A 22,517-nucleotide genomic window follows, 5' to 3' on the forward strand; every position below is an offset into this window, starting at 1 on the left:
GAGCCTTGCCACGTTCCCGCCCTCGGCTCATATAACCTCCGTAAGCCGCAACGCTGGCCCCGCATATGGCGGGTTCAACTGCCGGCGCTTTCGTGCAAGGATGCCTGCCGAAACGCCCCCCTCCAGCTTCCGAAGAAGAGGTTAACGATGGTCAATCGCATGCAATTCTACATCGACGGCGCCTGGGTCGATCCCGCCGTCAAGAAGTCCACCGCCGTGGTCAATCCGGCGACGGAAGAGGCGATGTACGAGGTTGCGCTGGGCTCCAAGGCCGATGTGGACAAGGCGGTGGCCGCTGCCAAGCGCGCCTTCGCGACCTTCTCCCAGACCAGCCGCGACGAGCGCGCCGTGCTGCTCTCGAAAATCATCGAGGTCTACAAGGGCCGCCTCAAGGAGATCGGCGCCGCCGTCTCCGACGAGATGGGTGCACCGCTGCCGATGGCGGAGAAGCTGCAGGCCGGCGCAGGCCTTGGCCATCTCATGACCACGCTCGATGTGCTCAAGAACTATCATTTCGAGGAGCCGGTCGGCACCGCCATGGTGCTGCGCGAGCCGATCGGCGTGGTCGGCATGATCACGCCCTGGAACTGGCCGCTCAACCAGATCGCCTGCAAGGTCGCGCCTGCGCTTGCCGCCGGCTGCACCATGATTTTGAAGCCGTCGGAGTTCACGCCGACCTCGGCTTTGATCTTCGCGGAAATCCTCCATGAAGCCGGCGTGCCGAAGGGCGTGTTCAACCTCGTCAACGGTCTCGGCCCCGAGGTCGGCGCCGCCATGAGCGAGCACCCCGATATCGACATGATCTCCTTCACCGGCTCGACCCGCGCCGGCATCGATGTGGCCAAGCGCGCGGCGCCCACCGTGAAGCGCGTCAGCCAGGAGCTCGGCGGCAAGTCGCCGAACGTCATCCTCGAAGGCGCCGACCTCACGAAGGCGGTGACCGGCGGCGTGATGCACATGTTCAACAACTCCGGCCAGTCCTGCAACGCGCCCTCGCGCATGATCGTGCCGCTGTCCAAGATGAAGGAGGTCGCCGCGATCGCGAAGGCCGTCGCCGACAAGACCAAGGCGGGCGATCCGCGCGGCGAAGGCACCACCATCGGCCCGGTCGTCAATCGCGGCCAGTGGGACAAGATCCAGGCGCTGATCAAGAAGGGCATCGACGAGGGCGCAACGCTCGTCGCCGGCGGCCCGGGCCTGCCCGAAGGCGTCAACAAGGGCTTCTATGTCCGCCCGACCATCTTCGCCGATGTGACCCCTGAGATGACGATCGCTCGCGAAGAGATCTTCGGACCGGTGCTGACCATCCTCGGCGCCAAGGACGAAGCCGACGCCGTGAAGATCGCCAACGACACGCCCTATGGCCTCGCTGGTTATGTCTCCGGCGCGACCGTCGAGGACGCCAAGCGCGTCGGTCGCCAGATCCGCGCCGGCAACGTCAATCTCCAGGGCGTGCCCAACGATCGCACCGCGCCGTTCGGCGGCTACAAGCAGTCGGGCAACGGCCGCGAGTGGGGCAAGTTCGGCCTCGAGGACTTCCTCGAAGTGAAGGCCGTCGCGGGCTTCAACGCGGCGTAAGGTTTAGAGATTGAACAGCATGACGCCGGAGCGGGCAACCGCTCCGGCGTTTTTGTTACGTCATCGTGCGGCGGGTAAGGAGCGCAAGCAAAGCGTCCGTCGTCATTGCGAGCGAAGCGAAGCAATCCAGAGTCTTTCCACGGAAGCAGTCTGGATTGCTTCGTCGCAAGAGCTCCTCGCAATGACGGAGGAGAGAGGGGGCCCTATCCCCCCACAGCGCCTTGCGTATTCACATACAGCGCGTAGATCGACTGGCTCGCCGCCATGAACAGGCGGTTGCGCTTGACGCCGCCGAAGCAGAGATTGGCGCAGCGCTCGGGCAGCGCGATGCGGCCGATCATGACGCCATCGGGCGCGAACACCACGACGCCATCGAGCTCGGGATCGCCCATGCCCCAGCCGCACCAGAGATTGCCGTCGATGTCGCTGCGCATGCCATCAGGCGTGCCGGGCCCCGCATCGATGTGGACGCGCTTGTTCGAGATCGTGGTACCATCGGCCGAGACGTCGTAGGCGAGAATCTTGCGGTTCGGCACGCCGCGGGATTCCACGACGTAGAGGATCTTCTCGTCCGGCGAGAAGCACAGTCCGTTCGGACCGAGCACGCCTTCGGCGACCACGGTCGCCTTGCCGCTGACGGGATCGAGCCGGTAGACGTTCGGCTCGATCTCGCTCTCGGCCTTGAAGCCTTCGTAATTGCCGAGCAGGCCGAAGGTCGGATCGGTGAACCAGATCGAGCCGTCCGATTTAACAACGACATCGTTCGGCGAGTTCAACCGCTTCCCGTTGAATTGATCCATCAGCACGGTGATGGTGCCGTCATATTCGGTGCGGGTCACGCGGCGGCCGCCATGCTCGCAGGTGACCAGCCGGCCCTGGCGGTCGCGCGTGTTGCCGTTGGCGAAATTCGACGGTTTCCGGAAGATGGAGACGGCGCCGGTCTCCTCCTCCCATTTGATGATACGCTGGTTGGGAATGTCGCTGCACAAGAGATAGCGGCCGTCGCCGAACCAGACCGGCCCCTCGGCCCAGCGCAGGCCAGTCGTCAGCCGCTCCACGGCCGAAAGCTTCAGCCAGTATTTTTCGAAGCGGGGATCGAGTGCCTTTATCGCGGGATCGGGATAATAGGTCGCCGGTTGCCAGCCCAGAGCGTGGGACGATGCAGCGTTCATGTGCAGTTCTCGTTATTGCGTTCCCTCTGTCCAAGTCTGCTACCATCAGATATCTACGGCCGCAAATCGGTCGACATATACGAGGAAAGACATGCCGCGCATCTTGATGACGGGAGCTTCGGGCGGAATCGGAACGCGCCTGCGCAAGCTGCTGCCGCCGGTTTATCCGGACCTGCTGCTCTCCGACATCCGGCCACCGAAGGATCTCGGGCCGAACGAGCAGTTTCGGGCGGCGGACCTGTCCGACCTCGCGCAATGCGAGGCGATCTGCGAGGGCGTCGAGGGCATCATCCATTTCGGCGGCTATTCGGTTGAAGGTCCCTGGAACGACATTCTCCAGGCCAACATCATCGGCGGCTACAATCTGTTCGAGGCTGCGTACCGCAAGGGTGTCAAGCGCGTGGTGTTCGCCTCGTCCAACCACGTCGTCGGCTTCTATCCGCGTCACCGGAAGATCGGCACCGACGTCACCGTGCGTCCCGACGGCCGCTACGGCGTCAGCAAAGTGTTCGGCGAAGCGGTCGGCGCGCTCTATGCCGACAAGCATGGTCTGAAGGTCACCTGCATTCGCATCGGCAATTGCGACGAGCGGCCGCTCGATCACCGGCGCATCGCGATGTGGCTGAAGCCGGAAGATCTGGTGCAGCTCTGCCGGATCGGGCTCGAGCATCCCGATATCCATTTCGAGGTGTTCTACGGCGTCTCGTTGAACGAGCGCGCTTGGTGGGACAACAGCCGCGCCTACCAATTCGGCTATCGCCCGACCGGCCGCTCCGAGGATCACGTGGCGCACGCCATGGCCGAGCAGGCCAAGCTGAAGCCGGATCCGATCGGCGACCATTTCCAGGGCGGCGCGTTCTGCAGCAACGAGTTCGACGGCGATGAGAGCCGGATCATCGATTGGAATAGGCGGTAGCCTGATGCCTGAAAGGACGTAGGCGCTCGCTCCCGGCTCCGCTTGCGGCGCCGGGCGTCGCTCATTTCATACGAAAAGCGTTGGGGAGAGGAGGGGAGCACCGTAGAGCTCCGGATTTCCGTTTTCGGAAATAGGCGTTCTATTGTCGGAACACTGAGCGTTTCTTCTATGCATTGTGTTGCGGGGAAGTGACCGCCTTTTCATTCTATCGATAATGGAAGCAAAGATGCGCAAAATGGTTTTGTCAGGGGCCGCGGTGTTGACGGTCGCCCTGGTCGCGGCGGCAGCATCCTGGCCAACGCCACGCCCGGATGTGGAGCAATTCGGTGACAGCGTCTACGAAACCATCTGGTTCTGGCGCATTCCGGCCTACGCCCACAACCCGGCGTGGCGGGTGCGGTGGATGTGGAACGATCCACTTCGCGCACAAGCGAGGTGCTGCCGGATCATGCAGCCCGTATCCCTCCCGGGCTCGCCGGTGCCTCCGGCCGATCAGGCTGTCGCGCGTTTGGCGAGCAAGTAGAGGAGTCGCGTGGCCGTTGCGATTTGACGCGATCTGCGTTGCGGGTTGCGGCCGAGCAGGCGCCTCGTGGTTCCAGATCTATTCGCATTTTTCTCAAATAAGTTCCTTGCTTTAAGCTTAACCAGAAACCTAGTCCTCGATTTACAGCAGCAATCTAAAGTTTACCTTGTCCTTGAGTCGGTAATTCAAGGACGCCAACAATGCGCCGCTTTGCGCCCAATCTATTTCTAGTCGTTGTCCTTGCAGCATCCGGCTTCTGCGCGCGTGCCGACGAGAACAAGGCCGACGGCAGCTCGGCGTCTCTTCTTGCGGGTGCGAGGATCGAATGCTCCCTCAAGCGTAAGCCTGGTGAACCTCTCGATCCGCCCTCAACGTCCGCCATTCCCGGTAGCGAATCCTTCGTAGCTCGCGAGCATTTCCGCGAGGACGTTGCGCCCACCGCGCCTGTCAAGATTTCATGGCTTGGAGCGACCTTTGCGCGCCGGTTTGCGGTCAAGGTCGAAACCGCCGACGATACGTCTCTGCAGCCTCATGTCTTGAACAAACCCGCTAATTCAGCGCGGATCCTCGCTCAGCTGGGTGGCCGCGCTGAAAGCAGACTTGCCGATGTCTGGTGTCTCTTGAAGCTGCAAGCCAACGGCGAAAGCGGAGCACTGCAAACCGACTCTGCTCCAAACATCTTCTTTGTCCGTGACGGCATGGGCGATCTTGGCGTCGTTGACGCTCTCTGGGGCGGCGCCGGCTGGGAAATCGGCGCCAGTCCAGTTGGAAACCAGCGGTCATGGGCCACTGGCACGCGCGTCTTTTCTCCTTGATCTGATCGGCTACGATCGCCGAACGCGGGAGGTCTGTCGACCTGGGCTCTAGTGCTCTGTTTCGCTCGCAATCCTCGCCAGATAATCCTTCTTGCTGAACTGCATGTGATCCACGCACAGCTGCGCCAGTGCCCAGCTGTCGCGGCCCTTCAACAGCTCGATCATCAGCTCGTGCTGGCGCCGCGATTGCGCGAGCCCGTCGCGGTCGGCGAGGTTCTTCGCGCGCATCGGCAGCGTCAGGTTCATGTAGTCCTGCAGTGAGCGCACGAGATAGGGATTGCCGCAGGCCGAGAACAGCGCGAGGTGGAAGGCGTCGTTGGCCTCGTGGATGCCGCGCAGGTCCTGCACATCGGCTTTCGCGCAATATTGCCGTTGCAAGGCGGTCAGTTCGTCGATCAACGCTTGCGGTGCGGGCAGGGGGATCATCAGCGCGGCCTGCCGCGTCAGCATCTCCCTGACCTCGTAGATCTGCCGGACCTCCTCGGCGGCATAGAACCGCACGGTGGCGCCGACATTCTTCTCGCGGCGGACGATGCCGCGGCGCTCGGCATCCACCAACGCCTGGCGCACGAAATGACGCGAGGTGCCGTAGCGCGACATCAGCGCGTCCTCGGTCAGGCGCGCGCCCGGTGCGAGGCGGCCGAAGATGATGTCCTCCTCCAGCCGCGCGACGACGTCGTCAGGATCATCGCGCCTGATAGGCATCGCGTCTGCGGTATGGATATCGGACATGCCCTCAGTCTCCCGGCGCCCTGCCGGCTTGCCTTAGGGAGCAAGGAACGGGCTGATTGTCAATAATCCGGCCGATCGGCGGTGTGCTAGTCCAGAAATAGGCGGATGAGCGCCTATCTTATTGACAATCGAGAGGCAGGCTGTACCACAATGGCAGCTTAGGAGTGATGTGATGACGAGTGGCTTGCGCAAGGGTCTGACGAGCTATGGCGATGCCGGCTTCTCGCTGTTCCTGCGCAAAGCGTTCATCAAGGCCATGGGCTATTCCGACGATGCGCTGGAGCGCCCGATCGTCGGCATCACCAATACCTATAGCGACTACAACCCCTGCCACGGCAATGTCCCTCAGATCATCGAAGCCGCCAAGCGCGGCGTGATGCTGTCGGGCGCGATGCCGTTCGTGTTCCCGACCATCTCGATCGCGGAGAGCTTCGCGCATCCGACCTCGATGTACCTGCGCAATCTGATGGCGATGGACACCGAGGAGATGATCCGGGCGCAGCCGATGGATTCGGTGATCGTGATCGGCGGCTGCGACAAGACGCTGCCGGCCCAGGTGATGGCGGCGATCAGCGCCGATCTGCCGACGGTGGTCATTCCCGTGGGACCCATGGTGGTCGGCCATCACAAGGGCGAGGTGCTGGGCGCCTGCACCGACTGCCGCCGCCTCTGGGCGAAATACCGCGCCGGCGACATGGACGATGCCGAGATCGAGGCGGTGAACGGCCGGCTCGCGCCATCGGTGGGCACCTGCATGGTGATGGGCACGGCCTCGACCATGGCCTGCATGATCGAAGCAATGGGGCTGTCGCTGCCGATGAGCGCGACGATCCCGGCGCCGCATGCCGAGCGATTCCGCCTCGCCGAGGCCAGCGGTCGCGTGGCTGCCGAAATGGCCAGGACCAAGGGTCCGAAGCCGAGCGAGCTCTTGACGCCGGCCTCCTTCAAGAATGCGCAGGTCGTGCTGCAGGCGATCGGCGGCTCGACCAACGGACTGATCCATCTGACGGCGATGGCGCATCGTTCGCCGCACCGGCTCGATCTCGCAGCGTTCGACCAGATCGGCCGCGAGGTACCGGTGCTGGTCGATCTCAAGCCGTCCGGCGAGCATTACATGGAGCATTTCCATCACGCCGGCGGCGTGCCGAAGCTGCTGGCGCGGCTCGGCGATCTCGTCGATCTCGATGCGAAGACGATCTCGGGCCAGACGCTGCGCGACGTCGTCGCCAGTGCGGAAGACGTGCCAGGGCAGGACGCGATCCGCTCGCGCGACGATCCGATCAAGAAAGAGGGCGGCCTCGCCGTGCTGCACGGCAACCTCGCGCCGCGCGGCGCCGTGATCAAGCAGTCGGCCGCGAGCCCGAAGCTGCTGAAGCATACGGGGCGCGCCGTGGTGTTCGAATCCGTCGAGGATATGACCTTGCGGGTCGACGATCCAGATCTCGACGTCACCGCCGACGACGTGCTCGTCCTGCGCAATGCCGGCCCCAAAGGCGCGCCGGGGATGCCCGAGGCCGGCTATCTGCCGATCCCGAAGAAGCTCGCGCGCGGCGGCACCAAGGACATGGTGCGCATTTCGGATGCGCGCATGAGCGGCACCGCGTTCGGCACCATCGTTCTCCACATCACGCCGGAATCCGCTGTCGGCGGACCGCTGGCGCTGGTGAAAAACGGCGACAGGATCAGCCTGGATGTCGCCAAGCGAAGCATCGAGCTTTTGGTCGATGCGGCCGAGCTGGAGCGCCGGCGCGCGGCCTTGAAGCCGCCCCCGGCGCGCGATGAAGCGCGGCGCGGCTATGCCTGGCTGTTCAACGAGACCATCATGCAGGCCGATGAGGGCTGCGATTTCGATTTCATGCAGAGGACCGGGAAGAAGACCGAGTAAGGACTGACAACAAGCGCTCAGACCGCTGAAAGCGGCGAGCGATAACACAGGGGGGGACGATGACTGCACGATCCATGCGTGCGTTGCTGGCTGCGGCCGCCATGCTGTTCGTCACGGGCGCGGGGGCACAGGATGTGAAGCATTATCGCTTCGCCTATGACCAGCCCCGCAACACCGGCTACTCCATCGCCGGCGACCTCTTTGCCGACAAGCTCAAGGAATTGAGCAAAGGCACCATGATCATCGACCAATATCCGGGCGCCCAGCTCGGGCAGGAGCCGCAGGTGCTCCAGCTCGTCAAATCCGGCGACGTCGAGTTCTCCATCGTCTCATCGGCCAACACCGCGACGATCTCGCCGCAGGCGGGCGTGATGTCGCTGCATTATCTGTTCCGCGACGAACAGCACGTGATCAAGGGGCTTGCGGACCCCCGCGTGTTCGAAGCGCTCAAGACCATGATCGAGGAGACCACGCAGGGCCTGCACCTGATCGGCACCGGCTCGCAGGGCGTCCGCCACATGTACTCCAAGAAGGAGATTCATAATGTCGGTGATATCAAGGGCCTGAAGGTCCGCGTGCAGGCGACCGCCACAGAAGACACGATGTTTCCGGCCTATGGTGCCCAGACCGTGCACATGCCGTTCGGCAGCGTCTACACCAGCTTGCAGACCGGCGTGGTCGACGTCGCCGAGAACAGCATCAACGTCTACCTCGTCAACAAGCACTACGAGGTGGCGCCGGTGCTGAACATTACCGAGCACGAGGCCAACAACGCGCTGGTGTTCGTTTCCGACAAGCTCTGGCAGAGTCTCTCGGCCGAGCAGAAGGGCTGGGTGCAGGCAGCGGCCAACGAGATCAGCACCAAGGAGCCGGCGAAGGCGTTCGATCTCGAGCGCAGCGCGGCCGAGAAGCTGAAGAAGATGGGCGTCAAGGTCGTGGACAACGTCGACAAGAAGAGCTTTACGGCGATCGCCGATCCTTATCTGGACAAGCTCGCCAAGGAGCTCGGCCCGCACGCCGAGAAGATCAAGGATCTGATCCGATCGATCAATTAGGTCCAGCAAGGTCGTCATGCCCGGGCTTGTCCCGGGCATCCACGTTCTTCCTTCGAGCCCGCGCGAAAGTGCGTGGATGGCCGGGACGGGCCCCGGCCATGACGGAAAGCCGCAGCCGGGGACAACAATGGCCATCGCCGACAAGCTCGTAGTGCAACGCCGGCGCCATCTCAAATGGCGTTGGCTCGACTGGCTCGAGCTCGCGCTGATGATCCTTTGCGGCGTGCTGTGCTTCGGCTTCTCGCTGTCGGTCACTGCCGACGTCGTCACCCGCACCATCGGCCATCCCTGGCTGTGGCTCCAGGAGGTCACCTCGACGTTGTTCATCTACGCGATCTTCATCGGGACGGCGGCAGCGACGCGCCGCAACGATCACCTCTATCTCACCGCGATCTCCGAGGCGATGCATGGCACGCCGCGGATGATCGTCGAAGTGATCATCCGCCTGATCGTGCTCGGCGTCGCCTTCTGCCTGATCTGGTACGGTTACCAGAACTATCTTCGCGGCTTCGGCAGTTTTCGCCTGCCGTCGGGCACGCCGATCGCATCGCTCTATGTCATCATCCCGCTGTCAGGCATCCTGGTCGGCCTGTTCACGGTCGAGCAGCTCGTCAACGGCCTGCGCAACGGTTTTGATCATCCCGAGCCACCGGACGAGGATGCCGCGCCCGTCGTCACCGAAGCGCAGGCGGGGGTGCAGCCGTGAGCGCACCTGTCGTCCTGGCCTTGATGTCGATCTGCTTCCTGTCGTTCGGCTATCTCGGCGTGCCCGTGCCGTTCTCGCTGATGGCCGGCGTCTTCATCGGCGCGATCCTGTCCGACGTCTCGCTCGCCGCGATCATCCAGAAGATCTTCGACGGCGTCGATTCCGAGGCGTTGCTCGCCATTCCGTTCTTTCTCTTGGTCGGCGAGCTCATGAGTTCGGCGAACGTCGTGGTGCGAATAGCCAATCTGTCGGTGTCGCTGGTCGGACATATCAGGGGCGGGCTGTCGCAGGTCGTCGTCGTCTTCAGCATGTTCTTCTCGGAGATGTCGGGCTCGACCACCGCGGACGTCGCCGTGATGAGTCGTGCGCTGGGCGGCCCGATGAAGCGCGAGGGCTACGAGCCCGCCTTCATCGCCGCGATCATCGCGTCAGCTTCGACCATTGCGGCGCTGGTGCCACCGAGCATCACCGCGGTCGTCTATGGCGCGGTCGGCAACGTCTCGATCGCCGGCCTGTTCATGGCGGGCGTGGTGCCTGGCCTGATGATCGGCTTCGGTCTGATGATCTACTGCTATTTCTTCGGCCCCTCGGGCCTGCGCAAGCCGCGCGCGCCGCTGCGGCAGGTGGTGTTCGCGGCCGGCGATGCGGCCCTGCCGCTGATGATTCCGGTGATCTTGTTAGGAGGCATCCTGACCGGCTGGTTCACGCCGACTGAGGCCGGCGTCGTCGCCGTGGTCTGGATCATCCTGGTGGTGATCCCCGCGCTCAATCGCGGGCACTTCCGAAAGATCCCGTACGATTTCTGTCTCGCGGGGCTGATCTTCTCGCTGCCGCTGATCACCATCGGCGCCGCCAACGCGTTCGGCTGGATGCTCGCTTACTTGCGTGGCGCCAGCTACATCGCCGAGATGATCACCTCGATTGCAGGCCACGATCCGCATCTGATCATGCTGCTGATGGTGCTTCTGTTCACCGTGGTCGGCGACTTCATCGAGCCGGTCCCGACCATCATCATCTTCATGCCGCTGGTCAACACGCTGACGGAGGCCGGCGACATCAACGGCGTGCATATGGGCGTGGTGCTGATCGCAACGCTCGCCTTCGGCCTGATCACGCCGCCTTATGGCCTCGTGCTGTTGATGGCATCGAAATTCGTCGGCATCAGCTTTGCGAAAGCGTTGCGCGCCGCGCTGCCGATCTATGTGGTGTTCTTCGCCACCATCGCATTTGCGATCTACTTCCCGAGCGTCGTGCTGTGGCTGCCGCGGCACGTGCTCCCCGAGTCGGTCGGCTGCTTCAAGTCGCCGGCGGGCACGGGCTACATCTGTCCGCAGTAGCGCGCTACTTGCTCTTGCTGGTGAACTTCTTCACGGCCACGCGGAATTCGTCCGTGTTCATCGCCATGATGATCTTGTGCTCCTCGGCATCGAGCTGCTGTTTTACCGGCGTGGTCGCGGCTTGATGGACCAGTGCCTTGGTGCCTGATATGGCCGCCGGCGGATTCTGCGCCAGGCGCTCGGCCAGCTGCCGCGTCGCCGCCTTCAGCTCGGTCGCGGGGACGATTTTGGCGACCAAGCCCCACTCATAGGCCTGCTGCGCGGTAAAATTGTCCTCGGCGAGGAAAATCTGCAGCGCGCGGCGCGCGCCGACCGTGCCGACGATCCCGACCGTGGAGCCGCCATCCGGGGATACGCCGATCTTGGCGTAAGCGGGCGTGAACTTCGCATCTTCAGCGGCGATGCAGAGATCGGTGATGAAGGCAAGGCCCATGCCGGCGCCGGCGGCCGAGCCGTGCACGCTCGACAGCGAGATCTTTGGCATACGCCTGATGATCTCGATGAAGGCATGATAGTGCCTGAGCAGCTCGCCGACCACAGGCGTCACATTGTTGGCTTCGGCCGCAGCCCCAATGGTCTGCAGATCGCCGCCCGCCGAGAAGGCGCGGCCTTCACCCTCGAGCACCACGACGCGGATGGCATCGTTGCCCTCGATGAACGCCGCGAGCTGCTCGAGCTTCTGCGCAATCGCAAGGTTGACCGAGTTGAACGCGGCGGGGCGGTTGAGCGTGATGGTGGCGATCGCGCCATCGATCCGCAGCAGCGCGGGATCGTCGGGCTTTGAGACGGGAGCTGGCATCTGAGAAATCCCCGGCAAGAGGTTCGCTACTGCAACTAAATCGCAGAAGGCGCGGGGTGACAATCCCCGCTTACGGGCCTTGCGTCGGGCGGAATGATCGGCTCATATGGGCCGCCTTCGTTTAGGGACGGACACGAGCGCCGGCTCCTCCTAGGCTAGCCAAGCCATCTTTAGCGAGAGAGGGGACGACATGGGTCACGCTCGTGTCTTGAAGAAATGGGCTGTCCAATGACGGAAGGTCCGGTGATCGTTGTCGGGGCCGGCCACGGCGGCTACCAGGTCGCGGCCTCCCTGCGCCAGGCGGGCTTTGCCGAGCGGATCTGCCTGATCAATGACGAGGCGCATCTGCCGTATCAGCGGCCGCCGCTGTCCAAGGCCTATATCAAGGGTTCGGCCGGGCCGGAGAGCCTGATGTTCCGCCCCGAAAAATTCTACCAGGACCAGAAGATCGAGCTGATCGCAGGCCGCGCGGTCTCGATCGATCGCGCGGCGCGCAAAGTGCTGCTCGCCTCGGGGGAGACGCTGGCCTACGGCCACCTCGTGCTGGCCACCGGCGCGCGCAACCGCCTGCTTGATCTGCCCAACGCCAATCTGCCCGACGTGAAATATCTGCGCATCCTCGACGAGAGCGAGGCGCTGCGCCAGATCATGCCGTCGAAGACGCGCGCCGTGATCATCGGCGCCGGCTTCATCGGCCTCGAATTCGCCTCCACCGCGCGCATCAAGGGGCTTGAGGTCGACGTGCTCGAACTTGCGCCGCGCGTCATGGCGCGCGCGGTCACGGCCGAGGTCTCGGACTATTTCCAGGCGCGGCATCGCGAGGCCGGCATCCGCATTCACCTCGGCGTGCAGGCGACCTCGATCGAGGCCGAGAACGGCAAGGTCACCGGCGTCAGTCTCAGCGACGGACGGCATCTGCCCGCCGACCTCGTTGTGGTCGGCGTCGGTGTGCTGCCGAACATCGAGCTTGCGGCCGAGGCCGGGCTGCCGGTCGCGGCCGGTATCATCGTCGACGAATATCTTTCGACGGCCGATCCGAATATTTCGGCGATCGGCGATTGCGCGCTGTTTGCAAGCCCGCGCTTCGGCGGCTCGCTGCGGCTGGAATCGGTGCAGAACGCCACCGACCACGCCCGCTGCCTCGCGGCGCGGCTGACCGGGGACGGGAAGCCGTATGACGGCCGTCCCTGGTTCTGGAGCGACCAGGGCGACGACAAGCTCCAGATCGCCGGCCTCACCACCGGCTATGACCGCGTCGTGCTGCGCGGCGATCCCGCCAAGAAGGCCTTCTCCGCGTTCTGCTATCACGGCGACAAGCTGCTCGGAATCGAATCGATCAACCGCGCCGGCGATCATATGTTCGGCCGCCGCTTGCAGGCGATGGATCGCTCGATCACGCCGGAGCAGGCGGCGCACGAAAGTTTCGACCTGAAGAGCGCGCTGGCCTGATCAGCCGGCGCTGAGCACAGCCGCCACCTCCGCGGCCGTCGGCATCGACGGCCCGGCGCCCATCCGCTGCACGCTGATCGAGGCGGCGGCATTGGCGAACGCGAGGGCTGCGCGCAGAGGCACGCCGTCGGCGAGTTGCGAGGCCAGCGCGCCGACGAAGCAGTCGCCGGCGCCGGTGGTATCAACCGCCTTCACGACGCGGCCTGGCACGGCAAATTCCTCGCTGCCGGCGAGGGCGAGCACGCCGCGTTTGCCCAGCGTGATGCAGATGGTCTGGTCCTCGCGCGCCTGAAGCTGTCGCGCCACCGCGATGATTTTGGCGGCCTCGTCGCTGTCGGAAAGTTCGCTGCCGGCAAGGAACCCAAGCTCGGTTTCGTTCAGCACGAGGATGTCGACCAGCGCGAGCAGCTCGCTCGACATCTTTTGCGCGGGCGCCGGATTGAGCAGCGTCGTGCTGCCTGCGCTCCGGGCGCGCTGGAAGAATGCGGCAATGGTCGGCAGCGGGATCTCGAACTGGCTGACGGCGACATCGCCCTTTGCCAGCGGCACCTCAGCGACGTCATCCGCGCTGACCAGCCCATTGCTGCCGGGAATCACGACGATGGTGTTGTCGGAAGCGGCAACCGTGATGATCGCGGTGCCGGTGTGCGTGTCGGCCTCGCGCACGGAGCCGAGATCGATGCCCTGGGCACCGAGGAATGCCCTCAGCTCAGCCCCAAAAGCATCCTTGCCCAGCCGCCCAATCAGCGTGGTCTTCGCGCCGAGTCTGGACGCAGCCACGGCCTGGTTCGCGCCCTTGCCGCCCGGGAAATACAGCACCTGCCGGCCCGCGACGGTCTCGCCGACCCTGGGGTGGCGATCGGCGGTCGCCACCACATCCATGTTGATGCTGCCGGCGACGAAGACGCGCCCCATGACAGATTTCCTAAACGCGAACTTCGAACTCGTGCCTGACTTTGGCGATGTCGACAAGGGTCGGCAGGCCGGCCTCGTTGCCGAGGCGCTGGATCTTGAAGGTCGAGGCCGCGCGGGCGAAGTCGAAATGCTCGCGCCAGCTTTTGCCGGGATGGGCCAGATAGGAATAGACATAGGCGCCGTGGAAGACGTCGCCGGCGCCGTTGGTGTCGATCACGCGCTCGCGCGGGATCGGCATCGCCGGCATCACCTGCACCGTCCCGGTCTCGTCGTACCAGAGCAGGCCCTTCTCACCCATGGTGACGCCGCCGATCTTGCAGCCGCGGCTCTTGAGATAATCGAGCATCTTCTCCGGCGTCAGGTCCATCTGCTCGCACAGGCGTTCGGCGACGATGGCGACGTCGATGAATTCCAGCAGCTCGTGCGTGTTGGTGCGCAGGCCGCCGCCGTCGAGCGAGGTCAGGATGCCGGCCTCGCGGCAGACCTTTGCGTAGTGGATCGCCGCATCCGGCTGGTGGCCGTCGACATGAAGCGCGCGGCAGCCGCCGAGATTGAGCATCGGGAACGGGTGGATGTGCTGGTCGTCGCGGCAGCGGACGATGGCGCGCTTGCCGTCCTTGGGCATGATGAAGGACAGCGAGGACTGGTTCACCTTCCGCCCATGCAGCGAGATCGCATATTTCGCGCACATGTCCTGGAACATGCGCCCCAGCCAGTCATTGGCGGCCGTGGCGATCAGGTCGGGCACGATGCCGAGCTTGGCGCAGCAGAACGCCGCCGTCACCGCATTGCCGCCGAACGAGACGGCGTAGTCGGAGGCCACGTGCTTTTCGTCGCCGGTCGGCATGTGGTCGGTGATGAAGACGACGTCGATATAGGTCTGTCCGATGAAGAGAGCCTGCATTGCTTGTCCGTGATGCGCTTGTGGTCCGGCCGGCGGGTTTACTCTAGCACCGGTTCCGTGCCGGAGACGCTGAAATTATTCGCAAAACCGGCCCGGAGCGCTTGAGGTCGACCTATGGCCGGAATACGACCATGTCAGGCTCATGCCAAGCCCGGACAAATGCCGCTTTTCGGCCGCGGGTTCCAGGTCGATCAGGAAGTCGATCAAGTAGGGGAACAGATGATCACCGGCCTCGATCACGTCGTCGTTCTGGTCAGGGACATCGCCGCGGCCAAGGCAGCCTATCAGACGCTCCTCGCCCGCGCACCGGCCTGGCAGAATTCCGGCGAGGGCGCCGATCGCGTGCTGTTCACCCTGGACAACATGACGATCGAATTGATGGCGCCGAGCGGCTTTACCGCGACGGCGGACCGGATGCGCGCGCTGCTCGAGGACCAGGAGGGCATGCTGGCCAGCCTGTGCTTTCGCGTCGCAGACATCGGCAAGATGCACCGGCGGCTGGACCGGGTGGCGCTGAAGCCCGACCCCGTCACCGAGGTCGAGAGCAGCGATGATTTGAGCGGTGCGGTGCTGCATTGGAAGCGCACGCGGGCCGCGACCGAACTGACGCGGGCCGTGCGCATGTTCTTCCTCGAGCTTGCCGAGGAGCGGCCGAAGTCGGTCGCAACTGACTTCGCGCCGATCGACGGACTCGATCATGTCGTGATCACCTCAGAGGATTCCGATCGCGCCGCCGCCCTCTACGGCGCGCGACTCGGGCTCGATCTTGCGCTCGACCGCTCCCATCATGACTGGGGCCAGCTGATGTTCTTCCGCTGCGGCGATCTCATCGTCGAGGTGGTGCGCCGTCCCGTCGCGGGCGGCGATATCAGGCATGACCGTCTCTGGGGCCTGAGCTGGCGCGTCGCCGACATCGACGCCACGCGCGCCCGCCTGATCGCCGCCGGCCTCGATGTCAGCGACGTCCGCAACGGCCGCAAGCCCGGCACACGCATCATGACGGTGCGCAGCGGCACTTGCGGGATCCAGACCGTGCTGCTCGAGCGTTCGCCGAAGCCGGCGGAGTAGCCGACGCTCTCTCCACCCGTCGTTGCCAGCGCAGCGAAGCAATCCAGTCTGGCGCCGCGGTGACAGTCTGGATTGCTTCGTCGCTTCGCTCCTCGCAATGTCGGCGCGCGCGTGGTAGAGGACGTATCCACACCACCCAGCGAGCACCCGGTTTGGCCAAGGCAACCGCAAAGCGAACCCTGAAATGGCAGCGCGATCCTGAAGGGATGCGGCTGCGCATTCTCGAAGCTGCCAAGCAGGAGTTTTCCGCTCACGGGCTCGCCGGTGCGCGCGTCGACCGCATCGCGGCCAAGGCCGGCGCCAACAAGCGCATGCTGTACTACCACGTCGGCAACAAGGACGAGCTCTATCTCGCGGTCCTCGAAGGCGCCTACGACAAGATCCGCAGCGAGGAGCGGGGGCTCGATCTCGAGCATCTCGATCCGCCCGAGGCGATCAGGCGGCTGATCGAATTCACCTGGAATTACTTCCTGCGCAATCCCGAGTTCCTGTCGCTGCTCCAGACCGAGAACCTCGCGCGCGCCAAGCATTTGAAGCGATCGACCAAGGTCAAGTCGATGCACTCGCCCTTCGTCGAGATGATCCGCGCCGTGGTCCGGCGCGGCGTCGAGAGCGGCGATTTCCAGGTCGCCGTCGATCCGGTGCAGCTCTACATCTCGATCGCGGCGCTCAGCTTCTTCTATCTTTCGAACTCGGCGACGCTCGGCGTGATCTTTGGTCGCGACCTCTTGGACCAGAAGGCCAAGGACGAGCGGCTCGCCCACATGGTCGGCCTGGTGCTGGCCGCGCTGACGGGGCAGTCGGTGGCGCTGTTCGAGACCACGAAGGCGCCGAAGTCGCGCGCGGCGGTGGCACAGACGGTTTAGCTGCTTCCGACGACTGCTTCAGCAATCTCCGCTGTCTTCGCCCGACTTGATCGGGCGATCCAGTATTCCAGAGGCGCCGGTGAGATACGGACTCCGCGGCGTTCCGGATTCCCCGCTTTCGCGGAGAATGACACCTGGGATTTGGGCGCGACGATGCTGCCACACCGTGTGTCTCCATGCTCCTTTCGACGGCCGGAACCCGCCGCGAAACGTCACAGGGAATCCTCTGGACAGTATTTATCCAACAGGTTAATTTCTCCGGACAACGAAGAAGACTGCCGGGAGTGAAAATTGGCCGAGCCGAAGCCGCAAAATGCGGTGTCCAAGATGCTGAACGCGGCCTGGGTTCGGCCGCTCTTGTTCCTTGTCTTCATCGTGGTGGCCTGGGATCTGTCGATCCGGCTGTTCAAGATCCCCGCCTATCAGATCCCGGCGCCGGCGGATGTCGTTGCCGTGCTCCGCTCCGATTGGCCGGAGCTGCTGCGCCAATGCTGGCCGACCACCTATGCGACCGTCTGGGGTTTCCTGCTTTCCGCGCTGTTCGGCATTCCCGTGGCCATGCTGATTGCGGGCTCGAAGACGGTGGAGAGCTACGTCTATCCGTTGCTGGTTTTCTCCCAGTCCGTGCCCAAGATCGCGATCGCGCCGCTGTTCGTGGTCTGGTTCGGCTTCGGCATCCTGCCGAAGGTGATCTCGGCGTTTTTGCTCGGCTTCTTTCCCGTCGTGGTCTCCGCCGTGCAGGGCTTCAAGTCGGTCGACCCTGATATGGTCGATCTCGCCCGCGCCATGCAGGGCAGCCGCTTTCAGGTGTTTTGCGCGGTGAATCTGCCGCATGCGCTGCCGGCGATCTTCTCCGGCCTGAAGGTCTCGGTGACGCTCGCTGTGGTCGGCGCCGTCGTCGGCGAATTTGTCGGGTCCAATTCCGGCATCGGCTATGTGATGCAACGCTCGATCGGCACCTTCGATTTGCCGACCATGTTCGCAGCGCTCGTGCTCCTCGCGCTGCTCGGCGTCATCCTGTTCTGGATCGTCGACCGGATCGAGAAGTTGGTCATCCCCTGGCATGTCAGCCAGCGCGAGGACGTGATTTTCGCCTCTTAAGAGCATGATCCGGAAAAGTGTGTCGCGGTTTTCCGAAGCAGTCATGCTCAAACAATGAGTTCAAGCAAACGGCCATCAATGGCCGAAACATAGCGGCAAGGGAGAGTGACGATGAAGCGGTGGATTGGGGCTGCAGCGGTGGCGCTGCTGGCGTTTGCAGCCGTGCCGGCGCAGGCAGCCGACAAGGTCGTGCTGATGCTGAACTGGTACGTCTATGGCGAACACGCGCCGTTCTATTACGGCAAGGCCAAGGGCATCTATGCCGCCGAAGGCATCGACCTCGAGATCCAGGAAGGCCGCGGCTCGGCTGCGACCACGCAGGCGGTCGCCGCCAAGACCGCCGATTTCGGCTATGTCGACGTTCCCACCATGATGCGCGCCGCGATCAAGGGTGCGCCTGTCATCGCGACCGGTGTGCTGCTGCAGACCTCACCGATGTCCGCGATGGGGTTTGCCGATAAGAACATCAGGAAGCCCGAGGATATCAAAGGCAAGACGGTGGCGATCACGCCGGCGGATTCCATGACCCAGATCTGGCCGTTGTTCCTGAAGAAGACCGGCTTGAAGGAGAGCGATTTCAAGACCGTTGCCGGCGATGGCCAGACCAAGCTCAATGCGGTCATCAACGGCCAGGCCGATCTGCTGCTCGGCTACGTCATGGACCAGTCGATGAAGATCAAGGACGCCACCGGCAAGGACGTCTATCCCATCAAGTTCGCCGACTACGGCATCAACATGGTCTCATCAGGCATCATCGCCAACACCGACTATGTGAAGGCCAATGCCGATCTCGTTCGTCGCTTCATGTCGGCAACGACGAAAGCGGTCGAAGCCGCCGAGAGGGATCCGAAGGCGGCCGCGCAGTCCATCCTCGACGCCAACCCCAAGGGCGGCAAGATCGACACCCTGACGCAGGGCTTCGAGCTGACCATTCCGCTGTACCGGACCGCGGAGACCAAGAACAAGCGGCCGTTCCAGGTCACCGATCAGAACATGACTGATACCGTCAATCTGATGGTCGAATATGGCGGGCTCGATGCCAAGGCCAAGGAGAACCCCAAGGCCTTCTACACCAACGATTATCTGCCGAAGAGTGGCACGTGAAACCAGCGAAAGCAGTGAGTGAAACCGTGCAACCGGCCGCGCATCTGAGATTGGTGAGCGACCGGGCTGCCGGCGATACGTCGGGCATCAGACTGTCAGGCGTGTCGAAGACTTACCGGACGCGCGACGGCGATGTGCCGTCGCTGCGGCCGCTCGATTTCCACATCAACGACGGCGAGTTCTTCGTCGTGGTCGGCCCGTCCGGCTGCGGCAAGTCCACGCTGCTCAAGCTGATCTCGGGCCTGCTGCCGCCGACATCAGGCGAGGTGCTGGTCGAAGGCGAGAAGGTCACGACGCCGCACGGCAATGTCGGCATCGTCTTTCAAAACGCGCTGCTGCTGCCCTGGCGCAACATCCTCTCCAACGTGATGCTGCCGATCGACATGAAGCGGCTGCCGCGGCAGGAATATCTCGCCCGCGCCAAGTCGCTGCTCAAGCTCGTCGGCCTCGAAGGCTTCGAGAAGAAGCTGCCCTGGCAGCTCTCCGGCGGTATGCAGCAGCGCGCCTCGATCTGCCGTGCGCTGGTGCACGATCCCAGGATCATGCTGATGGACGAGCCGTTCGGTGCGCTCGATGCACTGACGCGCGAGCGCATGAATGTCGAGCTGATGCGGATTCAGCGCGAGACGAAGAAGACGGTGCTCCTGATCACGCATTCGATTCCGGAAGCCGTGTTCCTCGCCGACCGCGTGCTGGTCATGACCGAGCGCCCCGGTGCGATTGCCGCGATCTACGACGTGCCGCTGCCGCGCCCGCGCTCGCTCGACGTGATGGCCGATCCTGTCTTCACCGAGCTGGTGCAACGCATCCGCAAGCATTTCTTCTCGCAAGGGACGTTGGATTAGGGCGATGGGACCGGCTCTAATTTCCTGGACGTCATGGCCGGGCTTGTCCCGGCCATCCACGTGCCGCCCCTCGGGACAAAGCACGTGGATGCCCGGGACAAGCCCGGGCATGACGACCTTCTTGGGACCGTATCCGTGCGCCTGAAGCTGCGAGATATTGCCTTCTTCGAACGTCCGGTGCATTTCGCGCGGCCGTTCCGCTTTGGCGCGGTGACCATCAACGCGACGCCGCAGCTGTTCGTGCGGGTCGAGATCGAGGTCGCCGGCAGGGGAACTGCGGTGGGCGCCAGTGCCGAGCTGCTGGTGCCAAAATGGTTCGACAAGCGGCCGGAGCTGTCGCCGGCGCAGACGGTGGATGGCTTGCGTCGCTCGCTCGAGATCGCGCGCGATCTTTACCTCGCGCAAACCGGTTTCCAGACGGCGTTCGATCTGCATGCCTCCTGCATCGGCGCACAGGTCGCGGCTTGTGCGAAAGAGAACATTCCAGCGCTGGCCGCAGCTTACGGCCCCGCCGAGATCGACAAGGCGGTCCTCGATGCGCTCTTGCGCGCGGTTGAGACCAATGTCTTCGACGGCATGGCCGGCAACATTTCCGGCATTGATGCGCGGCTTTCGCGTGACCTGAAGGACGCCGATCTCGCCGTGTTTCTCGCCGGCCGCAAGCCGCGGCTGCGCGTTGCCATCAGGCACACGATCGGCCTTGACGATCCCGTCGCAGGCGAGGGTGGTGTTGCCGACGCACGCGAGAACGCCGGTGCACGGTATTTCAAGTTGAAGCTGTCGGGGGATCCCTCAGCCGATGCAGTACGGCTGGCGCGCATCGGCAACGAACTCGACGCGCTGGGGCGCGACACCAAGGTGACGCTCGATGCCAACGAGCAATATGCCGACTTGGCCGCGCTGCAGGCCCTGATGGACCGGCTCGACCGCGACGCCGCGCTGCGCCCCATCACCACGCGCCTGCTCTATGTCGAGCAGCCGATGCCGCGCGACGTCTCGCGGCAGTCGCCGCTTGGCCCGCTGGCGGCACGCAGCTTCATCATCGACGAGGCCGACGATTCCTATGACGCGTTTCTTGCAGCGCGGGCGCTGGGCTATCGCGGCATTTCCTCGAAATCCTGCAAGGGCCTTTACAAGTCCCTCGTCAACGCCACGCGTGCAGCGAAATGGAGCGCGAGCGGAGAGACGTTCTTCATCACCGGCGAGGACCTGACCTGCCAGGCTGGCCTTGCCGTCCAACAGGACCTTGCGCTCGGTGCCTTCATTGGCGTCGCTCATGCCGAGCGCAACGGTCATCACTATGTCGACGGCTTCGGCGAGACGCCGGCCGCTGAAGCTGCGGCCTTCGCGGCCGCGCATCCCGATCTCTACGCTGGTGCCGGGCAGGGCGTCCGGCTTTCCATTCACAACGGCGATCTCCTGACGGGATCGCTCCATGCTGCGGGCTTTGCGACCTCGGTCCATCCGGACTGGTCGGCGCTCCCACGGCTCGAACAGCCAACATCACTTCAGGAGTATCTGGCATGACCACACAACGCCTCGGCCTCATCATGAACGGCGTCACCGGCCGCATGGGGCTCAACCAGCATCTGATCCGTTCGATCGTCGCGATCCGCGACCAGGGCGGTGTCCGCCTGAAAAACGGCGATCGCGTCATGCCGGATCCGATCCTGGTCGGCCGCAGCGCCGAGAAGGTCGAGGCACTGGCCAAGCGCTACAACATCACGCGCTGGACCACCGACCTCGACGCCGCGCTCGCCGACAAGAACGACACCATGTTCTTCGACGCCGCGACCACGCAGGCGCGGCCCGGTCTGCTGACCCAGGCCATCAATGCCGGCAAGCACGTTTATTGCGAGAAGCCGATCGCGACGAATTTCGAGGAAGCGGTCGAGGTGGTCAGGCTCGCCAATGCCAAGGGTGTCAAGCACGGCACGGTACAGGACAAGCTGTTCCTGCCCGGCCTGAAGAAGATCGCCTTCCTGCGCGATAGCGGCTTCTTCGGTCGCATCCTCTCGGTGCGTGGCGAGTTCGGCTATTGGGTGTTCGAAGGCGGCTGGCAGGAGGCGCAGCGTCCGTCCTGGAATTACCGCAGCGAAGATGGCGGCGGCATCATTTTGGACATGGTCTGCCACTGGCGCTACGTGCTCGACAACCTGTTCGGCAACGTCCAGAGCGTAGTCTGCATCGGCAACACCGATATCCTCGAGCGCTACGACGAGCAGGGCAAGGCGTACAAGGCGACCGCGGACGATTCCGCCTACGCGACCTTCCAGCTCGAAGGCGGCATCATCGCGCACATCAACATGTCCTGGGTCACGCGGGTCTATCGCGACGACCTCGTCACCTTCCAGGTCGACGGAACGCACGGCTCGGCGGTTGCAGGCCTTACCGACTGCATGATCCAGGCGCGGCAGGCGACCCCGAGGCCGGTGTGGAATCCCGACGAGAAGCGGCTGCATGACTTTTACGGCGACTGGCAGAAGCTGCCTGATAACGTCACCTACGACAACGGCTTTAAGGAGCAATGGGAGATGTTTATCCGCCACGTCTATGAGGATGCGCCCTACAAGTTCACCCTGCTCGAAGGCGCCAAGGGCGTGCAGCTCGCCGAATGCGCGCTGAAGAGCTGGAAGGAGCGGCGCTGGATCGACGTCGCGCCGATCAAGGCGTGAGGTTGTCTGAAGTCTGTTGGATATAGCCCCGATGCCTACCAAGCCGTCATTGCGAGCGAAGCGAAGCAATCC

Annotated in this window: 21 protein-coding genes; 16 read left to right on the forward strand and 5 right to left on the reverse strand. The window is 63.8% G+C overall.

Going from position 1 to position 22,517, the window contains the following annotated elements; all coding sequences use genetic code 11:
- The first annotated feature begins 147 nt into the window (after window positions 1-147).
- The gene (locus XH88_RS20830; protein ID WP_271670114.1) at window positions 148-1,578 is read left to right on the forward strand and encodes an aldehyde dehydrogenase family protein; all 1,431 of its coding nucleotides are present in this window, start codon (window positions 148-150) and stop codon (window positions 1,576-1,578) included.
- A 203-nt stretch (window positions 1,579-1,781) separates the two neighbouring features.
- On the opposite strand, the gene XH88_RS20835 is transcribed toward XH88_RS20830, so the two are convergent.
- A complete protein-coding gene (locus XH88_RS20835) occupies window positions 1,782-2,750 on the reverse strand; it encodes an SMP-30/gluconolactonase/LRE family protein (RefSeq protein ID WP_271670115.1) in 969 nt (322 codons plus the stop codon).
- A gap of 91 nt (window positions 2,751-2,841) precedes the next feature.
- Between XH88_RS20835 and XH88_RS20840 the strand changes: the two genes are divergently transcribed.
- The 3 genes from XH88_RS20840 to XH88_RS20850 all read left to right on the forward strand — a co-directional run bounded on the left by XH88_RS20840 (window position 2,842) and on the right by XH88_RS20850 (window position 5,004).
- Window positions 2,842-3,666 (forward strand): NAD-dependent epimerase/dehydratase family protein, encoded by an 825-nt coding sequence (locus XH88_RS20840; RefSeq protein ID WP_271670116.1) that lies wholly within the window; start codon window positions 2,842-2,844, stop codon window positions 3,664-3,666.
- Between the two features lie 226 nt (window positions 3,667-3,892).
- Complete coding sequence (locus XH88_RS20845) at window positions 3,893-4,189, forward strand: hypothetical protein (protein WP_271670117.1); 297 nt, start codon at window positions 3,893-3,895, stop codon at window positions 4,187-4,189.
- 200 nt (window positions 4,190-4,389) lie between these two features.
- Entirely contained in the window at window positions 4,390-5,004 is a 615-nt protein-coding gene (locus XH88_RS20850; protein WP_271670118.1) for a hypothetical protein, read from the forward strand.
- 48 nt (window positions 5,005-5,052) lie between these two features.
- Here XH88_RS20850 and XH88_RS20855 read toward each other — a convergent pair whose 3' ends face one another.
- A complete protein-coding gene (locus tag XH88_RS20855) occupies window positions 5,053-5,736 on the reverse strand; it encodes a GntR family transcriptional regulator (protein ID WP_271670119.1) in 684 nt (227 codons plus the stop codon).
- 172 nt (window positions 5,737-5,908) lie between these two features.
- Between XH88_RS20855 and XH88_RS20860 the strand changes: the two genes are divergently transcribed.
- The 4 genes from XH88_RS20860 to XH88_RS20875 all read left to right on the forward strand — a co-directional run bounded on the left by XH88_RS20860 (window position 5,909) and on the right by XH88_RS20875 (window position 10,719).
- The gene (locus tag XH88_RS20860) at window positions 5,909-7,621 is read left to right on the forward strand and encodes an IlvD/Edd family dehydratase (protein ID WP_271670120.1); all 1,713 of its coding nucleotides are present in this window, start codon (window positions 5,909-5,911) and stop codon (window positions 7,619-7,621) included.
- 59 nt (window positions 7,622-7,680) lie between these two features.
- A complete protein-coding gene (locus XH88_RS20865; RefSeq protein ID WP_271670121.1) occupies window positions 7,681-8,676 on the forward strand; it encodes a TRAP transporter substrate-binding protein in 996 nt (331 codons plus the stop codon).
- Window positions 8,677-8,803: 127 nt separating this feature from the next.
- Window positions 8,804-9,382 (forward strand): TRAP transporter small permease, encoded by a 579-nt coding sequence (locus tag XH88_RS20870; RefSeq protein WP_271670122.1) that lies wholly within the window; start codon window positions 8,804-8,806, stop codon window positions 9,380-9,382.
- Window positions 9,379-10,719 carry a TRAP transporter large permease gene (locus XH88_RS20875; RefSeq protein WP_271670123.1) on the forward strand — a complete coding sequence of 447 codons (1,341 nt, stop codon included), beginning with the start codon at window positions 9,379-9,381 and terminating at the stop codon, window positions 10,717-10,719. The genes XH88_RS20870 and XH88_RS20875 overlap by 4 nt, the downstream gene beginning before the upstream one ends.
- 4 nt (window positions 10,720-10,723) lie before the next feature.
- On the opposite strand, the gene XH88_RS20880 is transcribed toward XH88_RS20875, so the two are convergent.
- On the reverse strand, window positions 10,724-11,518 hold the full coding sequence (locus tag XH88_RS20880) for an enoyl-CoA hydratase/isomerase family protein (protein WP_271670124.1): 795 nt from the start codon (window positions 11,516-11,518) through the stop codon (window positions 10,724-10,726).
- Between the two features lie 228 nt (window positions 11,519-11,746).
- On the opposite strand from XH88_RS20880, the gene XH88_RS20885 reads away from it, so the two are divergent.
- On the forward strand, window positions 11,747-12,967 hold the full coding sequence (locus tag XH88_RS20885) for an NAD(P)/FAD-dependent oxidoreductase (protein ID WP_271670125.1): 1,221 nt from the start codon (window positions 11,747-11,749) through the stop codon (window positions 12,965-12,967).
- On the opposite strand, the gene rbsK is transcribed toward XH88_RS20885, so the two are convergent.
- Window positions 12,968-13,882 carry a ribokinase gene (gene rbsK, locus XH88_RS20890; protein ID WP_271670126.1) on the reverse strand — a complete coding sequence of 305 codons (915 nt, stop codon included), beginning with the start codon at window positions 13,880-13,882 and terminating at the stop codon, window positions 12,968-12,970.
- 10 nt (window positions 13,883-13,892) lie between these two features.
- On the reverse strand, window positions 13,893-14,786 hold the full coding sequence (locus XH88_RS20895) for a sugar kinase (protein ID WP_271670127.1): 894 nt from the start codon (window positions 14,784-14,786) through the stop codon (window positions 13,893-13,895).
- A 219-nt stretch (window positions 14,787-15,005) separates the two neighbouring features.
- Here XH88_RS20895 and XH88_RS20900 point away from each other — a divergent pair, with 219 nt between their 5' ends.
- The 7 genes from XH88_RS20900 to XH88_RS20930 all read left to right on the forward strand — a co-directional run bounded on the left by XH88_RS20900 (window position 15,006) and on the right by XH88_RS20930 (window position 22,445).
- Entirely contained in the window at window positions 15,006-15,854 is an 849-nt protein-coding gene (locus XH88_RS20900) for a VOC family protein (protein WP_271670404.1), read from the forward strand.
- Between the two features lie 206 nt (window positions 15,855-16,060).
- A complete protein-coding gene (locus tag XH88_RS20905; RefSeq protein WP_271670405.1) occupies window positions 16,061-16,720 on the forward strand; it encodes a TetR/AcrR family transcriptional regulator in 660 nt (219 codons plus the stop codon).
- 291 nt (window positions 16,721-17,011) lie between these two features.
- On the forward strand, window positions 17,012-17,821 hold the full coding sequence (locus tag XH88_RS20910; RefSeq protein WP_271670128.1) for an ABC transporter permease: 810 nt from the start codon (window positions 17,012-17,014) through the stop codon (window positions 17,819-17,821).
- Between the two features lie 111 nt (window positions 17,822-17,932).
- The gene (locus XH88_RS20915) at window positions 17,933-18,925 is read left to right on the forward strand and encodes an ABC transporter substrate-binding protein (protein WP_271670129.1); all 993 of its coding nucleotides are present in this window, start codon (window positions 17,933-17,935) and stop codon (window positions 18,923-18,925) included.
- Entirely contained in the window at window positions 18,922-19,770 is an 849-nt protein-coding gene (locus XH88_RS20920) for an ABC transporter ATP-binding protein (protein ID WP_271670130.1), read from the forward strand. Before XH88_RS20915 ends, XH88_RS20920 begins: the two co-directional genes overlap by 4 nt.
- A 33-nt stretch (window positions 19,771-19,803) precedes the next feature.
- Window positions 19,804-21,297, forward strand: coding sequence for a hypothetical protein (locus tag XH88_RS20925; RefSeq protein ID WP_271670131.1), 1,494 nt, complete (start codon window positions 19,804-19,806; stop codon window positions 21,295-21,297).
- Entirely contained in the window at window positions 21,294-22,445 is a 1,152-nt protein-coding gene (locus XH88_RS20930) for a Gfo/Idh/MocA family protein (protein ID WP_271670132.1), read from the forward strand. Before XH88_RS20925 ends, XH88_RS20930 begins: the two co-directional genes overlap by 4 nt.
- The last annotated feature ends 72 nt before the right edge of the window (window positions 22,446-22,517 follow it).

Source organism: Bradyrhizobium sp. CCBAU 51627, assembly GCF_028128765.1.
GTDB lineage: Bacteria > Pseudomonadota > Alphaproteobacteria > Rhizobiales > Xanthobacteraceae > Bradyrhizobium.